The organism is Sulfitobacter rhodophyticola, assembly GCF_041281685.2.
In the GTDB taxonomy this organism is placed as follows: Bacteria; Pseudomonadota; Alphaproteobacteria; order Rhodobacterales; family Rhodobacteraceae; genus Sulfitobacter.
The window spans coordinates 331,989-349,987 of record NZ_CP166251.2; the positions used below are offsets into that span (position 1 = coordinate 331,989).

Annotated in this window: 18 protein-coding genes; 1 reads left to right on the forward strand and 17 read right to left on the reverse strand. The window is 60.8% G+C overall.

Features of this window, described 5'->3' with window-relative positions:
* Window position 1 precedes the first annotated feature (1 nt).
* The 5 genes from AB4X18_RS02640 to AB4X18_RS02660 all read right to left on the reverse strand — a co-directional run bounded on the left by AB4X18_RS02640 (window position 2) and on the right by AB4X18_RS02660 (window position 6,268).
* Window positions 2-1,726 carry an AMP-binding protein gene (locus AB4X18_RS02640; RefSeq protein WP_432817058.1) on the reverse strand — a complete coding sequence of 575 codons (1,725 nt, stop codon included), beginning with the start codon at window positions 1,724-1,726 and terminating at the stop codon, window positions 2-4.
* Between the two features lie 108 nt (window positions 1,727-1,834).
* Window positions 1,835-3,130 carry a glutamine synthetase family protein gene (locus AB4X18_RS02645; RefSeq protein WP_432817059.1) on the reverse strand — a complete coding sequence of 432 codons (1,296 nt, stop codon included), beginning with the start codon at window positions 3,128-3,130 and terminating at the stop codon, window positions 1,835-1,837.
* Between the two features lie 77 nt (window positions 3,131-3,207).
* On the reverse strand, window positions 3,208-4,647 hold the full coding sequence (locus AB4X18_RS02650) for an FMN-binding glutamate synthase family protein (RefSeq protein WP_432817060.1): 1,440 nt from the start codon (window positions 4,645-4,647) through the stop codon (window positions 3,208-3,210).
* Window positions 4,632-5,324, reverse strand: coding sequence for a hypothetical protein (locus tag AB4X18_RS02655; protein WP_370402152.1), 693 nt, complete (start codon window positions 5,322-5,324; stop codon window positions 4,632-4,634). The genes AB4X18_RS02650 and AB4X18_RS02655 overlap by 16 nt, the downstream gene beginning before the upstream one ends.
* The gene (locus tag AB4X18_RS02660; RefSeq protein WP_370402153.1) at window positions 5,321-6,268 is read right to left on the reverse strand and encodes an amidophosphoribosyltransferase; all 948 of its coding nucleotides are present in this window, start codon (window positions 6,266-6,268) and stop codon (window positions 5,321-5,323) included. Before AB4X18_RS02660 ends, AB4X18_RS02655 begins: the two co-directional genes overlap by 4 nt.
* 134 nt (window positions 6,269-6,402) lie before the next feature.
* Here AB4X18_RS02660 and AB4X18_RS02665 point away from each other — a divergent pair, with 134 nt between their 5' ends.
* Entirely contained in the window at window positions 6,403-7,065 is a 663-nt protein-coding gene (locus tag AB4X18_RS02665; RefSeq protein ID WP_370402154.1) for a GntR family transcriptional regulator, read from the forward strand.
* A 62-nt stretch (window positions 7,066-7,127) separates the two neighbouring features.
* On the opposite strand, the gene AB4X18_RS02670 is transcribed toward AB4X18_RS02665, so the two are convergent.
* From AB4X18_RS02670 to AB4X18_RS02725, 12 genes are all read right to left on the reverse strand, one after another.
* Window positions 7,128-7,925 carry a substrate-binding domain-containing protein gene (locus AB4X18_RS02670; RefSeq protein ID WP_370402155.1) on the reverse strand — a complete coding sequence of 266 codons (798 nt, stop codon included), beginning with the start codon at window positions 7,923-7,925 and terminating at the stop codon, window positions 7,128-7,130.
* Window positions 7,922-8,638, reverse strand: a complete 717-nt coding sequence (locus AB4X18_RS02675) for an ATP-binding cassette domain-containing protein (protein WP_370402156.1) — start codon at window positions 8,636-8,638, stop codon at window positions 7,922-7,924. The genes AB4X18_RS02670 and AB4X18_RS02675 overlap by 4 nt, the downstream gene beginning before the upstream one ends.
* Window positions 8,632-9,336 carry an ABC transporter permease gene (locus tag AB4X18_RS02680; protein WP_432817061.1) on the reverse strand — a complete coding sequence of 235 codons (705 nt, stop codon included), beginning with the start codon at window positions 9,334-9,336 and terminating at the stop codon, window positions 8,632-8,634. Before AB4X18_RS02680 ends, AB4X18_RS02675 begins: the two co-directional genes overlap by 7 nt.
* Window positions 9,337-9,365: 29 nt before the next feature.
* Window positions 9,366-9,494, reverse strand: coding sequence for a hypothetical protein (locus tag AB4X18_RS02685; protein ID WP_370402157.1), 129 nt, complete (start codon window positions 9,492-9,494; stop codon window positions 9,366-9,368).
* Between the two features lies 1 nt (window position 9,495).
* The gene (locus tag AB4X18_RS02690; protein ID WP_432817062.1) at window positions 9,496-10,818 is read right to left on the reverse strand and encodes a c-type cytochrome; all 1,323 of its coding nucleotides are present in this window, start codon (window positions 10,816-10,818) and stop codon (window positions 9,496-9,498) included.
* Complete coding sequence (locus AB4X18_RS02695) at window positions 10,819-12,021, reverse strand: formate dehydrogenase subunit gamma (protein ID WP_370402160.1); 1,203 nt, start codon at window positions 12,019-12,021, stop codon at window positions 10,819-10,821.
* A gap of 86 nt (window positions 12,022-12,107) precedes the next feature.
* The gene (gene fdh3B, locus AB4X18_RS02700) at window positions 12,108-12,701 is read right to left on the reverse strand and encodes a formate dehydrogenase FDH3 subunit beta (RefSeq protein ID WP_025053709.1); all 594 of its coding nucleotides are present in this window, start codon (window positions 12,699-12,701) and stop codon (window positions 12,108-12,110) included.
* Window positions 12,702-12,714: 13 nt separating this feature from the next.
* Window positions 12,715-15,690 carry a formate dehydrogenase subunit alpha gene (locus AB4X18_RS02705; RefSeq protein WP_370402161.1) on the reverse strand — a complete coding sequence of 992 codons (2,976 nt, stop codon included), beginning with the start codon at window positions 15,688-15,690 and terminating at the stop codon, window positions 12,715-12,717.
* A gap of 79 nt (window positions 15,691-15,769) precedes the next feature.
* On the reverse strand, window positions 15,770-15,958 hold the full coding sequence (locus tag AB4X18_RS02710) for a twin-arginine translocation signal domain-containing protein (protein ID WP_370402162.1): 189 nt from the start codon (window positions 15,956-15,958) through the stop codon (window positions 15,770-15,772).
* A gap of 57 nt (window positions 15,959-16,015) precedes the next feature.
* Complete coding sequence (locus AB4X18_RS02715; protein ID WP_370402163.1) at window positions 16,016-16,609, reverse strand: TorD/DmsD family molecular chaperone; 594 nt, start codon at window positions 16,607-16,609, stop codon at window positions 16,016-16,018.
* Between the two features lie 8 nt (window positions 16,610-16,617).
* Window positions 16,618-17,244 carry a DUF3306 domain-containing protein gene (locus AB4X18_RS02720; protein WP_432817063.1) on the reverse strand — a complete coding sequence of 209 codons (627 nt, stop codon included), beginning with the start codon at window positions 17,242-17,244 and terminating at the stop codon, window positions 16,618-16,620.
* The gene (locus tag AB4X18_RS02725; RefSeq protein WP_370402164.1) at window positions 17,241-17,771 is read right to left on the reverse strand and encodes a DUF3305 domain-containing protein; all 531 of its coding nucleotides are present in this window, start codon (window positions 17,769-17,771) and stop codon (window positions 17,241-17,243) included. Before AB4X18_RS02725 ends, AB4X18_RS02720 begins: the two co-directional genes overlap by 4 nt.
* Window positions 17,772-17,999 lie beyond the last annotated feature (228 nt).

Consider the following 17,999-nt stretch of genomic DNA (forward strand, 5'->3'; position numbering starts at 1 on the left):
CTTATTGTCCTGGTTGCGGCTGCGCGGAAGGTTTTGCGCGCCTGTGCTGTTTTGCATCTGTCTTGAAGGCTTCGATCATCTGATTGCGCATCTCGAATTTCTGGATCTTGCCGGTCACAGTCATCGGGTATGCGTCCACGAAACGGATATGGCTGGGGATCTTGAAATGGGTGATCTGATCCTTGCAGAATGCCTTGATGGCATCCGCGTCAGCCTGCGCCCCCTCTTTGAGCTGGATCCACGCGCAGACGGCTTCGCCATATTTGTCATCAGGAATGCCGAAGACCTGCACATCCCGCACGGCCGGATGGGTATAAAGAAACTCTTCGACCTCGCGCGGGTAGATGTTTTCGCCGCCCCGGATGACCATGTCCTTGAGCCTGCCGGTGATATCGACGTAGCCCTGATCATCCATCACGGCCAGATCACCGGTGTGCATCCATCCTGCGCGGTCGATGGCTTCGGCCGTCTTCTCCGCGTCGCCCCAATACCCGCTCATCACCGAATAGCCACGGGTCAGGAATTCGCCCTGCTGTCCGCGCGGCAGCACCCGCCCCTGATCGTCGATGATTTTGACCTCCACGAAAGGGTGTATCTGCCCCACGGTCGAGACGCGCTTTTCCACCGGGTCGTCGGTGTTGGATTGCATGCTGACCGGGCTGGTTTCGGTCATCCCATAGCAGATGGTCACGTCTGACATGTGCATTTCGGCGATGACGCGTTTCATCACATCCGCCGGGCAGCTTGACCCGGCCATCACCCCGGTGCGCAACGCGGAAAGATCGTGATCGGCAAACCCCGGATCTTCGAGCATCGCAATGAACATCGTCGGCACGCCGTAAAGTGCCGTGCATTTCTCGCGCGCAGCGACGGCCAATGTGATGGCAGGATCGAAAGCCTCACCCGGGAAAACCATGCACGATCCGTGGGTTATGCAGCCCAGAACCCCCATCACCATGCCAAAGCAGTGATAAAGCGGCACCGGGATGCACAGGCGGTCTTTGGAGGTGAAATGCTGCCGCTCGGTCACGAAGTAGCCGTTGTTCAGGCTGTTGTGGTGGGTCAGCGTCGCGCCTTTGGGCCTGCCTGTGGTGCCGGATGTGAATTGGATGTTGATCGGATCGTCCGGTTGCAATACCGCTTGCAGTTCGCTCAAACGCCGCCGGTCCGCCGCTGTTGCCAGCCCGGTAAGATCGTCGAACCTGATACAGCCGGCGTGCGCTTTCTCAGAAATGGTCACCAGCGTCTTCAACGCCGGCAGGGCGGCGCTGGAGACCTGACCGGGCGGCGCGCTTGCCAGTTCGGGCACCAGTGTGCGCACCATCCCGATATAATCACTGGTCTTGAAACGCTCTGCCAGGATAAGCGCCTTGCAGCCAACCGCACTCAGCGCATATTCCAGTTCGTTCAGTCGGTAGGCGGGGTTGATGTTGACCTGGATCAGACCCGCGCGTGCGGTTGCCAACTGCGCCAGCACCCATTCCGCATTGTTGGGGGACCAGACACCGACCCGGTCACCGGGCGCCAGCCCCGTCGCCAGCAGCCCTGCCGCGATATCGTCCGCGCGCGCAAGCAATTCGGCATAGGTCCAGCGGATGCCCTGATGGCTGACGACAAGCGCTTCGCGCTGCCCCCACCTTTGGGCCGCTTCCTCGATCGCCTTGCCGATCGTCTTGAACAACAGCGGCTTGTCGCTGGTGCCGCAAACGTAGCTTAACTCGGCCATGTGCTCTCACTTCGTGTCAGCAGGGCGCGGTCGCCGGTCCGGCCCCTTTCGTTCAGCATGTCTCCGTCTCGGACCCCGCCCCTCCCTCTTGCAGTCGCGCTGCAAAGGTCAAAAATTGCGCACGTAACGGTCCATTTCGACCGGGGTGACCTGATTGGCCAGGAACTCCAGCTCGCGTTCGGCCTGCTGGATCAGGATCGTGCGGCGGTCTTCGCCCAGCACCTGTTTCATCAGGTCGGAATGACGCGCCCGTTCGATGGCTTCGGGCAGATCACCCGGCAATGGCATGGCGTCTTCCAATTCATAGGCGTTTCCAAGGCAGGGCGCGGAGGGTTCGAGACCCTGTTCGATGCCGTCAAGACCGGCCGCGATGTCGCAGGCCAGAAGGTAATAGGGATTACAATCAGCCGACGCGTCGCGCTTTTCCACCCGCACGGCGCTGTCGGACCCTTCGATCACCCGCAGCCCGACGGTGCGGTTGTCATAGCCCCAGGAGGCGTTTGTCGGGCAGAAAGAATAGGGCTGCCGCCGCCGGAACGCATTGGGTGTGGTGGACCCGGTCAGGGCGATATCGGCCATGTTATTCTGCAACCCCGCGAGGAAGGATTTGCCGGTGGCATTCAGCTTGCCTTTGGTGGCAAAGGCGTTCTTGCCCCCCTTCCAGAGGGAATAATGCACGTGAAACCCGTTGCCGGATTGATCGATGAAGGGCTTTGCCATGAAGGTTGCCAGGTAGCCGTGCACATGGGCTAGTTTCTTGACCAGCGCGCGGAACATGACGACCTGATCGGCGGATCTGAGCGCTTCGTCATAGCGGATGTTCACTTCAACCTGACCCGGAGCGTATTCGGGGTTCGATTGTTCGATGGGGATGCCCAGCTCGTTGATCTGCTGGCGGATGGGGCCCAGGACATGCTCCATCTCCGCCGCCCGCGCCATACTGTAGACCTGTATCCCCTGATCCTTGGGTTGCAGGGTTTCGGGGTCGAGCAGGTAGAATTCCAGCTCCGTCCCGGTCTTGACCTCATAGCCCATGGCCGCGGCCCGTTCGACCTGTGCAACCAGTGCGCCGCGCGGGTCAATCGGGACGGGTTTGTGGTCCATGCCCTCCGCCCGCGCCATGCAGAACGCCACGCCGTCTTCCCAGGGGGATGCCACGGGTTTGGACAGGGGAAACATGTGCATGTCCGGATAACCGTTGTCGAAATTGACATAAGGCGTATCCCAGACGTCCGATGTCATATCGATCGCCAGCAAGGCCATGGACAGGGCGTTGCCCCCCTTGCATACCGTTTCCCAATTTGAGGCGGGAATGCGTTTGCCGCGCATGATGCCGTTCAGATCACCCATGCCGAGGGCAACGGTATGGGTTCCGGACGGTAGGCTGAAATCGTTCTGTTTCATCTTTTTCCCTGTCGTTGCTAGCGGGATGAAAAGGGGCTGTCCCGAGATACGTCTCCCAAAAATGGGAGACGTCCTTTTCAGGCCTTGCGGGCCGTTTCCCAGTCAAAGGGTCGGTCAATGCCGGCCATCTTGACGCCGGTGAACGCGGAAGCCTCGAAAGAGAGCGCCCGCAGGTCTTCTGTTTCAAGGTTGTGCACCGATGATTTGCCGCATGCCTTGGCCAGCGCGGTCACTTCCATCGTCATTGCCGTCAGGAACCGCGCCACCCGTTCGGCGCCCGAGGCGACATCCATACGCTTTTCCAGATCCGGTTCCTGCGTTGCGATCCCCACCGGACAAAGGCCCGTGTGGCAGTGATGGCAAGCCCCCGGGCTGGTCCCGAGCTTCTGATAATCCTCCAGATACTGCGGCGCATTGCATCCCAAAGCAACCATTGCTGCATTTCCGATCATCACGGCGTCCGCCCCCAAGGCAAGCGCCTTGGCGACGTCCGTGCCGGTCCGAATGCCCCCGGCCGCGACAAGGGAAACCTTGCCGGACAGGCCTGCCTCCTCCAACGCTTCCCTTGCTGCAGGGATGGCTGACATACAGGGAATGCCGGTGTGATTCAGCAGCAGTTCAGGGGAGGCCCCGGTCCCGCCTTCGGCACCGTCGACCACGACCACGTCTGCCCCGGCCTTTGCGGCGACTGCCACGTCAAAGCGCGGGCGGGTCGCACCCATCTTGATGAAGATGGGGACCTGATAATTGGTGGCGATCCGCAATTCTTCGATCTTGACGGCAAGATCATCGGCCCCCAGCCAGTCCGGGTGCCGGATGGTGGAGCGCTGATCGACGCCTTCGGGCAGCGTACGCATTTGCGAAATGCGGGGAGAGACCTTCATGCCCAGCAGCAACCCGCCCGTACCGGGCTTGGCCCCCTGCCCCACGACCAGTTCCAGACCATCCGCCCGGCGCAGGTGATCCAGGTCGAGACCGTAGCGCGCAGGCGACATCTGATAGACCAGTGTCCTTGACGCGCTGCGTTCTTCCTCCAGCATGCCGCCTTCGCCGGTGCAGGTCATCGTGCCGACCTTGGATGCCCCGTGGCCCAGTGATGCCTTTGCATTTGCAGACAGGGCGCCAAAGGACATCGACGCGATGTAGATCGGGATATCCAGTTCGATCGGTTTTTCCACCAACCCCCGACCCCCACCCAGAACCGTCTTGGTCTCGCATTTCTCGCGATAACCTTCGAGCGGCAGGCGCGTCATCGTCGCGGGCACGAAGGTCAGATCATCAAACGTCGGCAGGCGGTCGTTGAACGTGTTCCAGCCGCGCACCTGGTAGCGCCCCAGACGGGCCAGGGCGTGCACTTCGGAAATCGCCTCGGGTGTCCAGCGTGCCGATCCGCCCTTGTCATAGGACGCAGGCACCCCCGCCGGACGCCCCGCAATGGCTTGTTCCCCAAAGGCGATCTGATCTTCGGTCGCTTCCTCGAACGGGTATTCGTAGGGTGGTTTTATATCATCAGCCATGCTTTTGCGTCCCTGCTTTCAAAATACCAAAGGCGCTGCCCGGCAATGATGCGGCGCCAGTCGCGCGATGTGTCCTTGAGGCCAAGCGGGTCCAGAATGGCGTCCACCTCGGCGACCTGTTCCGCCGTCGGCTCCGTCACGACGGCATCGACGCCCAGGTCCTCGATATCGCCGGTGACCCAGACCTCCCCTTCCCAGAGCGCATCCGCACAGCTGGATCCAGCCCCGCCCAGTGCGATGATCTTGCCGCCGTGGGCCATGAAACCGGATTGGTAGCCGATCTTGCCTTCAACGATGATGTTGCCGCCCTTCATCGCCACGCCGGCGCGCGGGCCGCTGTCACCCTTGACGTGGATCGTCCCGCCCAGCATCGCCGCCCCTACCGACATGCCGGCATAGCCGCCGATGGTGATATGGCCTTCGCTCATCGCCTCGCCGCAGCCCCAGCCGGCATTGCGTTCAATCTCGACCTGCGCTCCGGTGTTCAGACCACAGCAGTAATACCCGACCGATCCTTCGAAACGGACCTTGCAACCGGGTGGCAGACCGACACCAAGGTTGTGGCGCGACAGCGTGTTGGTCACGACAATGGATTTTCCGGCTTCGGCGGCGGCAAGGATTTCCTGATGCACCTCTTTGATCGGGCGCTTGCCGACATCTATGACAACATCGCTCATGCCGCTGCCCTCCGGTTGCCGACGCCCCAGATGCCCTTCTGGCAAGGGCCGTCATAGTTGATGATGGAAACGTCGTCGTCCTCGAACACCCGCCGTACGGCCTGTTCCTCGGTTGCGGCGGCAATCTCGCCGTTCTCGTTGACGACAACGAGCGGTTTCATTGCGAAGCGGTCCTTGGCAAAGCCGATCTTGTCGGGGCGGCTGATCATGAAGGTGAACACGCCGTCGATTTCATCGATGGACCGGCTCAGGGCCTGCTCCATGCTGAGCCCGCCTTTCATCTGGTCCGATACCCAGACCGCGATCAATTCGCTGTCGTTGTAGGTCAGAAACCGATAACCCTTGTGTTCCAGACGGTTGCGCCAGGTGTAGTAGTCAGTGATCTGGCCGTTATGGACAATCGCCACGTCCGGGAACGGGCGCGCCCAGAACGGGTGGCTGGCATTGGGGCGCACATCGCTTTCGGTGGCCAGCCGCGCGTGGCCCAGACCGTGCGTGCCGATCATATCCCGCACGCCGTGCTTGTCCGCCACATCATAGGAACCTCCCGTGTCCTTGATGATCTCGAGGGACCGGCCGACCGACTGAACCTCCAGCCGTTCGCATATCTCGTCCGCGGCCTTGGTCCATCGCGCGACATCCACGGGATCGGTAATTGTCATTCGCACGGAATAGTGCCGCGTGCGGGTGTCATCCCAGGTCGGATCATCAACAAAATCGCTGCCGTGTTCCTTCAGGATGGCGTGGAAATCCTCGAGGTCCTCTGACAGGCATTCGCGCTCAAACCCCATGGCGCGCACGACATATCCGCTGTCGCGGGGGATGCCGTAAATCGCAAATCCGGTGGAATCGGCGCCCCGGTGTTCCTGAGCGTGCATCAGCTCTACCAGATCGTACCCAACCTTGCCGGGTGCGTTCAGAATTCTACCAGCGATACCGCACATATTGTCCCCTCAGTCAGAATATCGTATACTGTATACAGTATTCCTGAACTTACAAGACAATTTGCATTGTCGCTGGCCAAGCCATCTGTTCGGCATACTTTGTATACGGTAGACAAAGTCCAAAGGAGACGCATATGCCGTTCAAATCGCTGTCACAGCCGCGCGTGCGTCTTGCCGATCAGGTTTATGATCAGATCATGCAGGCCATCCGCACGGGCGCCATTTCCGTCAACGACCGCATCGTGCAGGAAAAGCTGGCCGAGGAGTTCGAGATCAGCCGGACGCCGGTGCGGGAGGCTTTGTTTCGGATGGAGCAGGAAGGCATCCTGATGGTCGCCGGGCGCGGTGGTTTCCAGATCAGAAAGCTGGGCGAAGGGGAAATCGCCGAGCTTTACGGCTCACGCGCGGCGATCGAGGGGTATGCCGCCCGTATCCTGGCCGATCGCAATGACCCCCAGATCTGCGCGGACCTGCGCGAGTTGATCACCAGAACCGAAGACATCAGCGAGCCTTCGGTGCATGCCTATTTCAAGGCAAACATGAACGTCCACCGGTCCTTTGTCGAAGCAACGAAGAACCGCTTCCTGCTGGAATTCTTCGACAACATCTGGAACCGGGGATCTTCTTTCACGCTTTTTGCCTCCATCAAGAACGTGGACCTTTCCGAATCCCTTGGCGGTCACCTTGCCCTTGTGGACGCGATCGAAACCGGGGACGGATCGACCGCCGCGGAGAAGATGATCGCCCATATTCAGGACGGCAAGGAAATGCAGCTCAAGGGGATGGATCTGGATTGACGCGGACGGGCACGCACCGCGCGTCAGATATTTGACCAAAGGGTTCTGGGCGCCCCGCCCCTTCAACGCTTGGCGTTGAAGACAAAAAGCCCTTCGCCGTCGATCTGGTAGCCGTTGATCAAAGCCTCCGCTTTGGATCCGGTCAGCCAGTCTTCCAGTGCAAGCGCAGCCACAGCGTTGACATGCGCGTGCCTGTCCTTCGAGATCGGCAGATAGGCGTATTGATTGAAAAGCGCCGGGTCCCCTGCAAACAGCAGCGCCAACGTCCCCTTGTTGCCGAAGTTCAGCCAGCTTGCGCGGTCCGCCAGAATATAAGCGTCAAGCCCGGCAGCGGTGTTAAGGCTGGCCCCCATCCCGGCCCCGACCGCCTTGTACCAATCCCCGAAATCCACAGGTACAAGGCCTGCAGCCTGCCACAGGGCGCTTTCTTTCTTGTGGGTGCCGCTGTCATCGCCGCGGCTGACAAAGGCCGCTTGTGTGGCGGCGATGCGTTGCAGCGCCTGCGTGGCGTCAGTGGCGGTGTCGATCTTGGCGGGATCGGCCTGCGGACCGATGAACACAAAGTCATTATACATGATCTCACGCCGGTATGGGGCGTTGCCCGCGGCCACGAAAGCCTCTTCCGCCGCGCGGGAATGCACGAGGATCGCATCGACATCACCCGCTTCGCCCAGCCGCAGGGCCTGTCCGGTGCCGACAACCAGCAACTGCACCTCAAGCCCGGTGTCCGCAAGAATGGCAGGCAGAAGAACGTCGGACAGGCCGGAATTATGAAAACTGGTCGTCACGGCCATCTTCATCGTCTCTGCGGTTGCGATGCTGCCCATCAGGCAGGCCAGAAAAGTGAGGATGCGTATCATTCGACAATGTCTCCCTTGAAAAACGCCTGGGTTTCGGGGGCGCGGGGTGCGGCGAATATTTCAGGTGCGGCGCCGCTTTCATGTATCCGGCCTTTCAAAAGAAAGACAACATCCTTCGCCAATCGCCGCGCCTGCCCCAGGTTGTGGGTGGTCATGACAATGCGTGTACCCGCGGCATTGGCATGGTGGAGCACCTCTTCAATCTCACGGGTCGAACGTCCATCGAGATTGGCACAAGGCTCGTCCAGGAAAAGCACCTTGGGTGTTCGGATCAGTGCGCGGCCGATGGCCAGTTTCTGTTTCTCCCCTCCCGACAGACGGGGCGCGGGTTGATCCAGCAGCACCGCCAACCCCACGCGCCCGGCCCAGTCTTCCACCCGCGCGGCGATCTCGGCCTTGGGCGTCCCAAGCAGTTGCAACGGATAGGCAAGGTTCTGGCGTACGGTACGGCGCAACATGATCGGACGCTGAAACACATAGGCCTGCGCCTGCCGCGCCTCGGCATCGGGAACGGACCATTGCAGCGTCCCGTTGGAGATACGCTCAACCCCGTGCAGGACCTTGAGCAGCGTTGTCTTGCCGGCACCATTGGGGCCAAGCACAATGGTGATGCCAGACCCGTCCAGATCAAGATCAATGGGGCCAAGCAATGTCGCATTGCGGCGATGAACCGCGACGCCCTTGAGGCTGACGGAAAGTGCGTCTTCTACCATCTGCCCTCCCGCTCTGTCCGGGACAGGGTGTGAATCGCAAAGTTGACAATAAGGGCCATCGCAATCAGCACGAACCCCAACCCTAGCGCGAGGGCAAAATCCCCCTTGCCGGTTTCCAGCGCGATAGCGGTGGTCAGAACCCGTGTCGCGTGATCAATGTTGCCTCCCACGATCATGATCGCGCCGACCTCGCCGATCGCCCGCCCGAAGCCTGCCAGTGCCCCGGTCAGCAAGGCGCGCCGCCCGTCCCAGATCAGGGTCGTGATGCGCTGGCGGCCGTTGGTGTTGAGGGAGATCAGCAGGTCATGGTATTCCGCCCAAAGCTCGCGCATGGCCTGATGGGTGATGGAGGCAATCAGCGGCGTGATGATAATGACCTGCGCGATGATCATCGCGGTGGGTGTGAACAACAGCCCCATTACCCCAAACGGGCCGGACCGCGACAACAGCAGATAGACGATAAGTCCCACCACGACCGGCGGCAGTCCCATCAGTGCGTTCAGCGTGGCAATGGTGGCGCGGCGAAACCGGAACCGGCGGATGGCCAGCCATGTGCCGAACGGCAACGCAATCGCTGAAGCAATCACAAGCGCAGACAGGCTGACCTGCAGGGACCGCAGTGTAATTTCGACAAGATCGGCATCCAGCGTGACGATCAGCCGGAACGCTGCCAGGATGCCGGCCCAGATGTCGTTCATTGCAAAGCGGTCCTGTCCGGAATGATCCGTTAGTTATCAAGGCGCACGGCAGAACCCGATGCACGATCCTGACTGGAAAATCCGATCTGGTTGAGGATCACGTTCGATGCGACCGCAATGACGACGATGGCCACAAAGGCCGTCAGCATGGCTCTCATGTCAGTCCTCTTTCTGCACCGTCTGGGTGCGCAGGTAGTCGATCAGATCATCCCGGTCGGTCTGTTTGACAATGCGCTGCATCGGCATCTTTGTCCCCGGAATGAAGTGATCGGGTCCGAGGTCGAACAAAGCATTGATCGTCTCTGCTGACCAGACAATTTCGGACCCGTCAAGAGTGTCGGAATACGCGTAGTCGGGCACCGTCCCCGCCTTGCGGCCAAATACGCCGTAGAGGCTCGGCCCTGCTTTGCGCGCGCTGCCTTCGGTGAGCGTATGGCAGATGGAGCATTTGCGCTTGAACTGCCGCTCCCCGTTGGGCAGCGTCTTGGGATCCTGCAGGAAACTGCGCGTACCACCGGCCATCGGGGTTTGTTCGGTCATCGTCTCGACCGGCCAGGAATAAACGATATCCTCTATCCCGCCTGCGTGGATGTTTCGACCATCAGGCGAAAACGCAAGCGCCCAGACCGGGCCTTGCCGCGCGGCGCGGAAATCATGGGTGATGCGCAGATTGTCGGTATCGATGATCATGATGTAGCCCTGTCCGTCGGCCACGGCGAGTTGCTGTCCAGCCGGATCCAGAGCCATGGCAAGGATGGGCCGACGGCCTTGGGTGAAATCGGCAATCTGCTCTCCGGTCTCAAGATCAATCATCCGGGTGCCACCGTCGCTGGCCCCATAGGCAAGCCAGCCCCCCTGATCGTTCACGATCAGCGTGTTGATCCCGAAGCCGTGTTTGACGATCACGTTGCTGACCATCTGCGGTCCGTCATAGCGCCAAGATCGTATCGTGCCGTCCACCGAAGCCGAATAAAGGGTCTTGCCGTCCTGCGTGAAAGCAACCGCGTTCACCCCCGACTTGTGACCCGAAAGCTTCTTGCCAATGACCTGCCACTCCTCAATCGGCCCTTCCCGTCCGGTTATCAGCATCAGCCAGATCGTCGCGTCCCAGGACGCCGTCGCGATTGTCTGACCATCAGGGGCAAAGGCGACATCGGTGATCTTGGCAGAATGCTCTGCCATCAGGCGCCCTGCGCGCGCACGCCGCGACCACAGCCAAAGCTTGAAATCATCCCCCCCTGACGCCAGCACATCTTCGGACCAGAAGGCAACCGTGTTCACCGCCGCCCTGTGCCCCTCGAACCAAGCGGGCTGTCTTGCGGACCAGACCCCCACCGAATTGTCGAAACTGGCCGTTGCGATCTGTCCGGAGGGGGACACCGCGATATCCATGATCGGCCCGCCATGGCCCTTGAGCGTATAGAAGTCCTGTGCAGCCACCGGGGCTGCCAAGAGCATCGCTATGACAAACGCACGCAGCATCTATTCAGCGGGTGTACCACTTTCGGGGGCGGCATTCTCGCGCGCCTTCACCTCTTCCACCCAAAGCGAATGGTGTTCGCGCGCCCATTGCTCTTCCACCTGCCCGGAGCCCATGGCGTCATACGCGCCCTCCATCCCGACGGACCCGATGTAGATATGCGCCAGGATAATCGCCATCAGGACAAAGCTGACGATGGCATGCCAAAGCTGCGCGTATTGCATTTCTTCATGCGGGGCGAGGGTTGTGCGCAACTCGCCCAGGCCCACAGCCTCCGATATGCCGAAGCTGTTCAGCTTGGCGAAGGTGGCGGCGAACATGTTGATCTCGAACGGGAAGAGCAGCGCCAGACCAGTCACGGAAATGGAGGTACCCAGCAGGATCACCGACCAGAAGATCAGCTTCTGACCGGCGTTGAACTTCTTGGCGGGCGGGTGCCCCTTGATGAAGATGCCACCGCCCTTAAGCAGCCAGTTGATGTCCGTCCGGTCCGGCAGGTTGTGGACGACCCACATCACGAAGATCATCACCAGCGCGACCATGAAGGCCCAGGAGACGTTGTTGTGTACCCATTTCGACGCCTCCGCGACGGTCGCGAAAGCCTCGTGCCCGAAGGCAGGGATCAGCACCTTGCGCCCGAACAGGGAAACCAGCCCGGTGATGCCCAGCAAGATGAAGGACCCCGCCAGCAACCAGTGGCCAAAGCGTTCGACCGCCTTGAAGCGTTCGATGCGGCGTCCGGTCTTTTCACCGTCGATCCGGATGCGCCCGCGCAGCAGATAGAACAAGGCCAGCAACACCAGCGTGCCGCCCAGCAGATAACTGCCGTACTTGGCCAATGGCCCCTCCCGGAAGGTCAGCCACCACATGCCGCCATCCTGAATAAGGGTCGTGGCCGCAGGCCCGGTGCTGGTCGATGTTATGTTCGCCTCTCCAAACCGCAGGGCGCGCCAAAGCTCGGGATCGGACGCCCCGCCAAGGGTACCCAGCTGATTGGCCAAGCCTGCAGCACTGTCAGGGTCGCCCGTTGCGTTGCGCCGGAAGCTGTTGTCCACTTCCTCGCCCCGCTGACGGGCCATGATATCTTCGAGGGTCTGCGCCCCGCCCGTGGCGGAACGGTCCGGCGCAGGTGCTGCGGCGTCCTGCGCATATGCCGTGGTGACGAAAGACAAGGTCAGCAACAGTGCCATCAGCGTGCGAAACATCGAAATTCCTCTTGTTTCATGTCAGCGGAAAAGGGCGACCCGTTGCGGGGTCGCCCTGATCTGTATTTTGATCCAGTCAGGGCCGGTCAGCCGTCGCGTTGGCCGTATGCCGATCCCCAGCCCCATGCACCGGAACCAAAGCCGCGCGCCACCACACGTTCGCGGTAGATGCCGGAGACAACATCCCCGTCGCCCGCCAGCAGCGCCTTGGTGGCGCACATTTCCGCACAGATCGGCAGTTTGCCTTCTGCGATACGGTTGCGCCCGTACTTGGCGAACTCTGCGGTGGAGTGGGTTTCTTCGGGACCACCGGCGCAGAAGGTACATTTGTCCATCTTGCCGCGCGATCCGAAATTGCCCGCCTGCGGGAACTGCGGCGCGCCGAAGGGACACGCATAAAAGCAGTAACCACACCCGATGCAGAGGTCCTTGGAGTGCAGCACCACCCCTTCTTCGTTCTGGTAGAAGCAATCTACCGGACAGACCGCCATGCAGGGCGCATCCGAGCAGTGCATGCACGCCACGGAAATCGACCGCTCCCCCGGAGAGCCGTCGTTGATCGTGACCACCTTGCGGCGGTTGATGCCCCAAGGCACTTCATGCTCGTTCTTGCAGGCAGTGACGCAGGCGTTGCATTCGATGCAGCGTTCGGCGTCGACGAGAAACTTTGCTCTTGCCATTGTTCAGTCCTCCTTACGCTGTCCAGATTTTGCAGAGAGTGGCCTTGGTCTCCTGCATCTGGGTTACGGAATCATAGCCATAGGTCTGTGCGGTGTTGGTACTTTCACCCAACACATAGGGGTCCGCGCCATCGGGGTACTTGTCCCTCAGGTCCACGCCCTCCAGGTGGCCGCCGAAATGGAACGGCATGAAGGCCACACCTTCGCCGACCCGTTCAGTAACCATGGCCATGACCTTGACCTTGGCACCTTCCGGACCTTCGACCCAAACCTGTGCACCGTCACGGATGCCCAGGTTGTTGGCGTCGCGGGTGTTGATCTCGACGAACATGTCCTGCTGCAATTCCGCAAGCCATGGATTCGACCGGGTTTCATCACCGCCACCCTCGTATTCGACCAGACGCCCGGACGTGAGGATCATCGGGTAATCCTTTGAAAAGTCCTGCTTCTGGATCGAAGCATACATGGTCGGAAGACGATAGAACTTCCGATCCTCGTATGTCGGGTAATCGGCGACAAGATCGCGACGGTTGGTATAAAGCGGCTCCCGGTGGACCGGTATTGGATCGGGGAAAGTCCACACAACCGCGCGGGCCTTCGCGTTGCCGAAGGGCGCACATTCATGCGCAATCGCCACCCGCTGGATACCGCCTGACAGGTCGGTTTTCCAATTCACCTTGGCGACCATGTCGTCGTAATCCGACGGGAACGGTGACATGGACTGCTCACCCACTTCATGCGTGTAGTCCTTGAAGCCGTCCACACCTGCTGCTTTCGCAATGAACGCGCGCTCCTTCTCAGTCAACTCCGTATGCCAGCCGAGGTCCTTGAGCATCTGGTAGGTGAATTCGGGGTATCCATCCTGAATATCCGAATCCAGACTTGCCACACCTTCGGCCAACAAGTTGTCACCATCCCGTTCCACACCAAAGCGGGCGCGGAAGGTCAGCCCGCCCTCGGAAACACGTTTGGACATGTCATAGAGGTTGGGCGTACCGGGGTGGTTCATCTCGGCAGTGCCCCAGCTTGGCCATGGCAGGCCATAATAGTCGCCGTCCGCCGGACCGCCATTGGCGCGCAATGTCGTCCGGTCGAAGGTATGCTGGTTGGCCATATGCTTTTTGATCCGGTCCGGGTCCTGTCCGGTATAGCCGATGGTCCACATGCCGCGGTTGAACTCCCGCGTGATGCTTTCCACGACGGGGGTCTCCGCATCTTCCATCTCGATGTTGCGGAAAAGCCGGTCCCCCCAGCCGAACTTGTTGGCGAACTTGGCCATGATGACCTCGTCCGGCAGGCTTTCGAACAGCGGATCGACCACCTTGTCGCGCCACTGGAACGACCGGTTGGAGGCGGTGACGGAGCCGCGCGTTTCGAACTGCGTACAGGCCGGCAGCAGGTAGACGCCGTCGGTCCGGTCATGCAGCACCGCAGACACCGTTGGATAGGGATCGACCACGACAAGCATATCCAACTGCTCCATCGCGGTTTTCATTTCCTTCATCCGCGTCTGCGAATTGGGCGCGTGACCCCACAGGACCATGGCACGTACCTTGTCGGGATTGTCCATGTTTTCAGGGTCTTCCAGCACGCCGTCAATCCAGCGCGACACCGGGATGCCGGTGAGGTTCTGCAGGGACTTGTCCTTGCCCTCCGCATCCTTGGTCATGGCGAACTGGCCTTTCAGCCAATCGGCGTCTTCCTCCCAGACCCGTGCCCAATGCGCCCATGCGCCTGCGGACAGGCCATAGTAGCCGGGCAGCGTGTGGCTGAGAACGCCAAGGTCCGTCGCGCCCTGCACGTTGTCGTGGCCGCGGAAGATGTTGGTGCCACCACCCTCAGTGCCCATGTTGCCCAGCGCAAGTTGCAGCACGCAATAAGCGCGTGTGTTGTTGTTGCCGTTGGTGTGCTGCGTACCACCCATGCACCAGATCACGGTGCCGGGACGGTTGTTCGCCATGGTCCGCGCCACGCGCTTGAGCTGCGAACCGGGTGCACCGGTGACGCGCTCCACCTCTTCAGGTGTCCAATTGGCGACCTCTTCCTTGATCTGATCCATGCCCCAGACACGGGTGCGGATGAACTCCTTGTCCTCCCAGCCGTTCTCGAAGATGTGGTAGAGGATTCCCCAGACCAGTGCCACATCCGTACCGGGACGGAAGCGTACATATTCATCTGCATGGGCCGCCGTGCGTGTGAAACGCGGATCGCAGACGATGACGGGTGCGTTGTTCTGCTCCTTGGCTTTCAACAGGTGCAACAGCGAGACGGGGTGCGCCTCTGCCGGGTTGCCGCCGATGATGAAGATTGCCTTGGAATTGTGGATGTCGTTGTAGCTGTTGGTCATCGCACCGTAGCCCCAGGTGTTCGCAACACCCGCAACTGTGGTTGAGTGACAGATACGCGCCTGGTGATCCACGTTGTTCGTGCCCCAGTAGGCAGCGAACTTGCGGAACAGATAGGCCTGTTCGTTGTTGTGCTTGGCAGAGCCCAGCCAGTAGACGCTGTCGGGGCCGCTTTCCTCGCGGATGTTCATCATGCCATCGCCGATCTCATTGATCGCCTGATCCCATGAGATCCGCTTCCACTCTCCACCCTCTTTCTTCATCGGGTACTTCAGGCGGCGTTCGCCGTGGGCGTGCTCGCGCACAGCGGCCCCTTTGGCGCAATGGGCACCAAGGTTGAAGGGGCTGTCCCAGCCGGGTTCCTGCCCGGTCCAGACACCATTGGCGACCTCGGCCACGACGGTACAGCCGACGGAGCAGTGGGTGCAGACGGATTTGACAAGTTCAACCGCGCCGGTTGCAGCCGATGCGGCATTTGCCTGGGTGACCGTGCCCCCCGTGGCAGAGATTGCGGCAAGGCCACCGATGGCCAGACCGGAGCCGCGCAGGAACGCACGGCGGTCAACGGATTTCTCCGCGATGTCAGATAGGATGCCGGTCCGCTGGGGGCGTCGCGCAACCCCGTTGGTTTTCTTCTTCAGCATGTTCGTTTCCTCCCTTGATCCTGACAGTCGGGCGTCACGCAACCAGTCGTCAGGAAGTCATTCAGGAGCGTCCGGGTCTTCAGAACCGGGCGCTGTCGAGATAGGCGCGGGTGTGCGCGGTGTCCTGCATCTTTTCCGATGTCGGATCGACGGGCTGTGCGTCCGCCTCTGTGGTGCCAGCGGCAAGTGCCACGGCGGCAACAGGTGCAGTCGTACCGGCCAGTTTCAGAAAGTCGCGGCGGTTGGTGCCGTCTGTCTTCTTGGTCATGGGGATGTCTCCCTCCCTTGTTGTGGTGGGCATCCCCACCGGTGTTGTCGCGGGGTGCTACCCTGCGGTCATGCGAAAAGCCTCGCGTTCGATGTCCATGAATTCGCGTCCCACACTGCCGAGCGACGCGTAAAGGACCGAATTCTTCGCCGCTTCGAGATCGGTAAAGAAATGTCCCGCCCAGGGAGCGATGTGCTTGTTGAAAAAGGTCTTCTGGTCTTCAAGTGTCGCGGCTGTTCCGAACCGGCCGACGATCATGCCTGCCATCATCTCCATCAGCGACGCGATATTGTCCTCCGGCTCAAACACGTTGGGGGCGCGGGACATGCCGCGTGCCGTCATGTCGGAGCGCAGGATCGCCAGCGGTTTCTCGTTCAGGAACCCGGTGAGGTAATAGCTGGCGTAGGGCAGCAATTCGCCCCGCCCCAGCCCGATGAACAATGCGTTGAATTCGCTTTCGACCTTTTTGGGTTTGGTCACCTTCGCCACGCGCGACAGCCCGGCAATCGCCAAACCAAGCGGGCTTTCATCGCCCGACAGGCCTGCGCATTGGTCCAGCAACAGCTGATCCGGCGGCCCGGACAGCATCAGACCCAGAAAGTTGTAAAGGTCCGCGCGCAGGCGGTCCTCGGACGCAATGGCGATATCCATGGCAGCGCTCACGCGGTTTCCTCAATCCTGAACTTCATCCGTCGGGGGGCCGGGGCGGCAAGGGTTTCCTCTGCCTCTGCCTCCGCAGGGGCGGGGGCAATATGATCTGCCGTTTCCGCTGTTTCGGACGGCTTAACGACGTCGTCCCCAACAGCGGCAATCAGCACATCGTCTTCGGCCGGTTGATCATCTATCTCTTCCGCATCGCCTTTGGGATGGGCGGCCTCCTCCGCTTGACGCGCCATCTCCTCAATGTGTTTGAGCATGCCCTTGCCGACCTGATAGGCCGTCTGAAGGTTTTCCACGACCATCGCGCTGTCGGTAAAATCCTCTCCGTAGTCCACAAGCATGTCGACATTGGCCAGCACCGGATTGCTGCGCCAAAGCGTCCTGAGCGCGCGGCGGCGAATCTGATCTGGCACGGCCTTTGCCATAAAGACGGTAAAATCATCGCCGTGGGTCAGCGTATCGGGATCGGGCAGGTCAAGCGCCTCCAGCACCTCCGCTTCGCTCATTTCCTGATAGGCGGCGTGTTCGGCCTGCAAGGCGCGCGCGTCCAATGCCGCCTGCTCCGCTTCTGCCTCAGCGGCAACACCTGCCCGTCTGCGGGCCCAGAAATCGCTGCCCCGGCTCAATGCACCGTCTCCTTGCGGGAGGGGGCGCGGTAGACATCCGCCACTTGTCGGATACGCGCGTCTCCGATGCCATCTTCCTTACGATCGATCCGCGCCTTGTCACGCCGACGTTTCACGAACACTTCATCCTCGTGGTGCAGTTCGACGAAATCCCGGATCCAGGCAATCAGCCCTTCGGGCATCGGCACCTTTTCCACCAGCTCTTCCCCGGTGTCGGCATAATCCTGCGCCTCATAAGGGGACGCCGTGGCCAGCACCATGTCCAGCGGTCGGTCACTTTCAGACGGGCGCATCACGACATAGATCGCCGGTTCCTTGGCCGAAAGACCATGCAGGTAGGCTTCGGTGTCGGTGCGAAAAAGTTCCAGAGGCAGGGTGGCTGCATGATATTCAACCGCGTCGCCATCACGGCGCATTTCTTTCCAGTCCGCGCCGCCCGCGCCGGGCAGGACCGCCACCGCTTTCCAGACATGTGTCGCCCAGCGCGTGACACCCGGCACCCGGCGGATCACGATCCCCAGCGGCATGACAACGGATTTCTGGCTGTGGCAGTTCAAGGTGTCCCCGGTGGTAGGTTTGGCTGTGTCCGAGTTTGTATGATCGGGGCGCATTCTCAAAGGAATTTCTGGCGTCCCTCTCGATAAATTGCGCGTGCGCTGCGGTGCGGCAAAGGCTGTTTATTGGATTTCGTCAATAGATATTGGCCGCAGCGCCCGCCCGACTTTGAAGATGCGCCGCAAACATTTTTTCTTCGC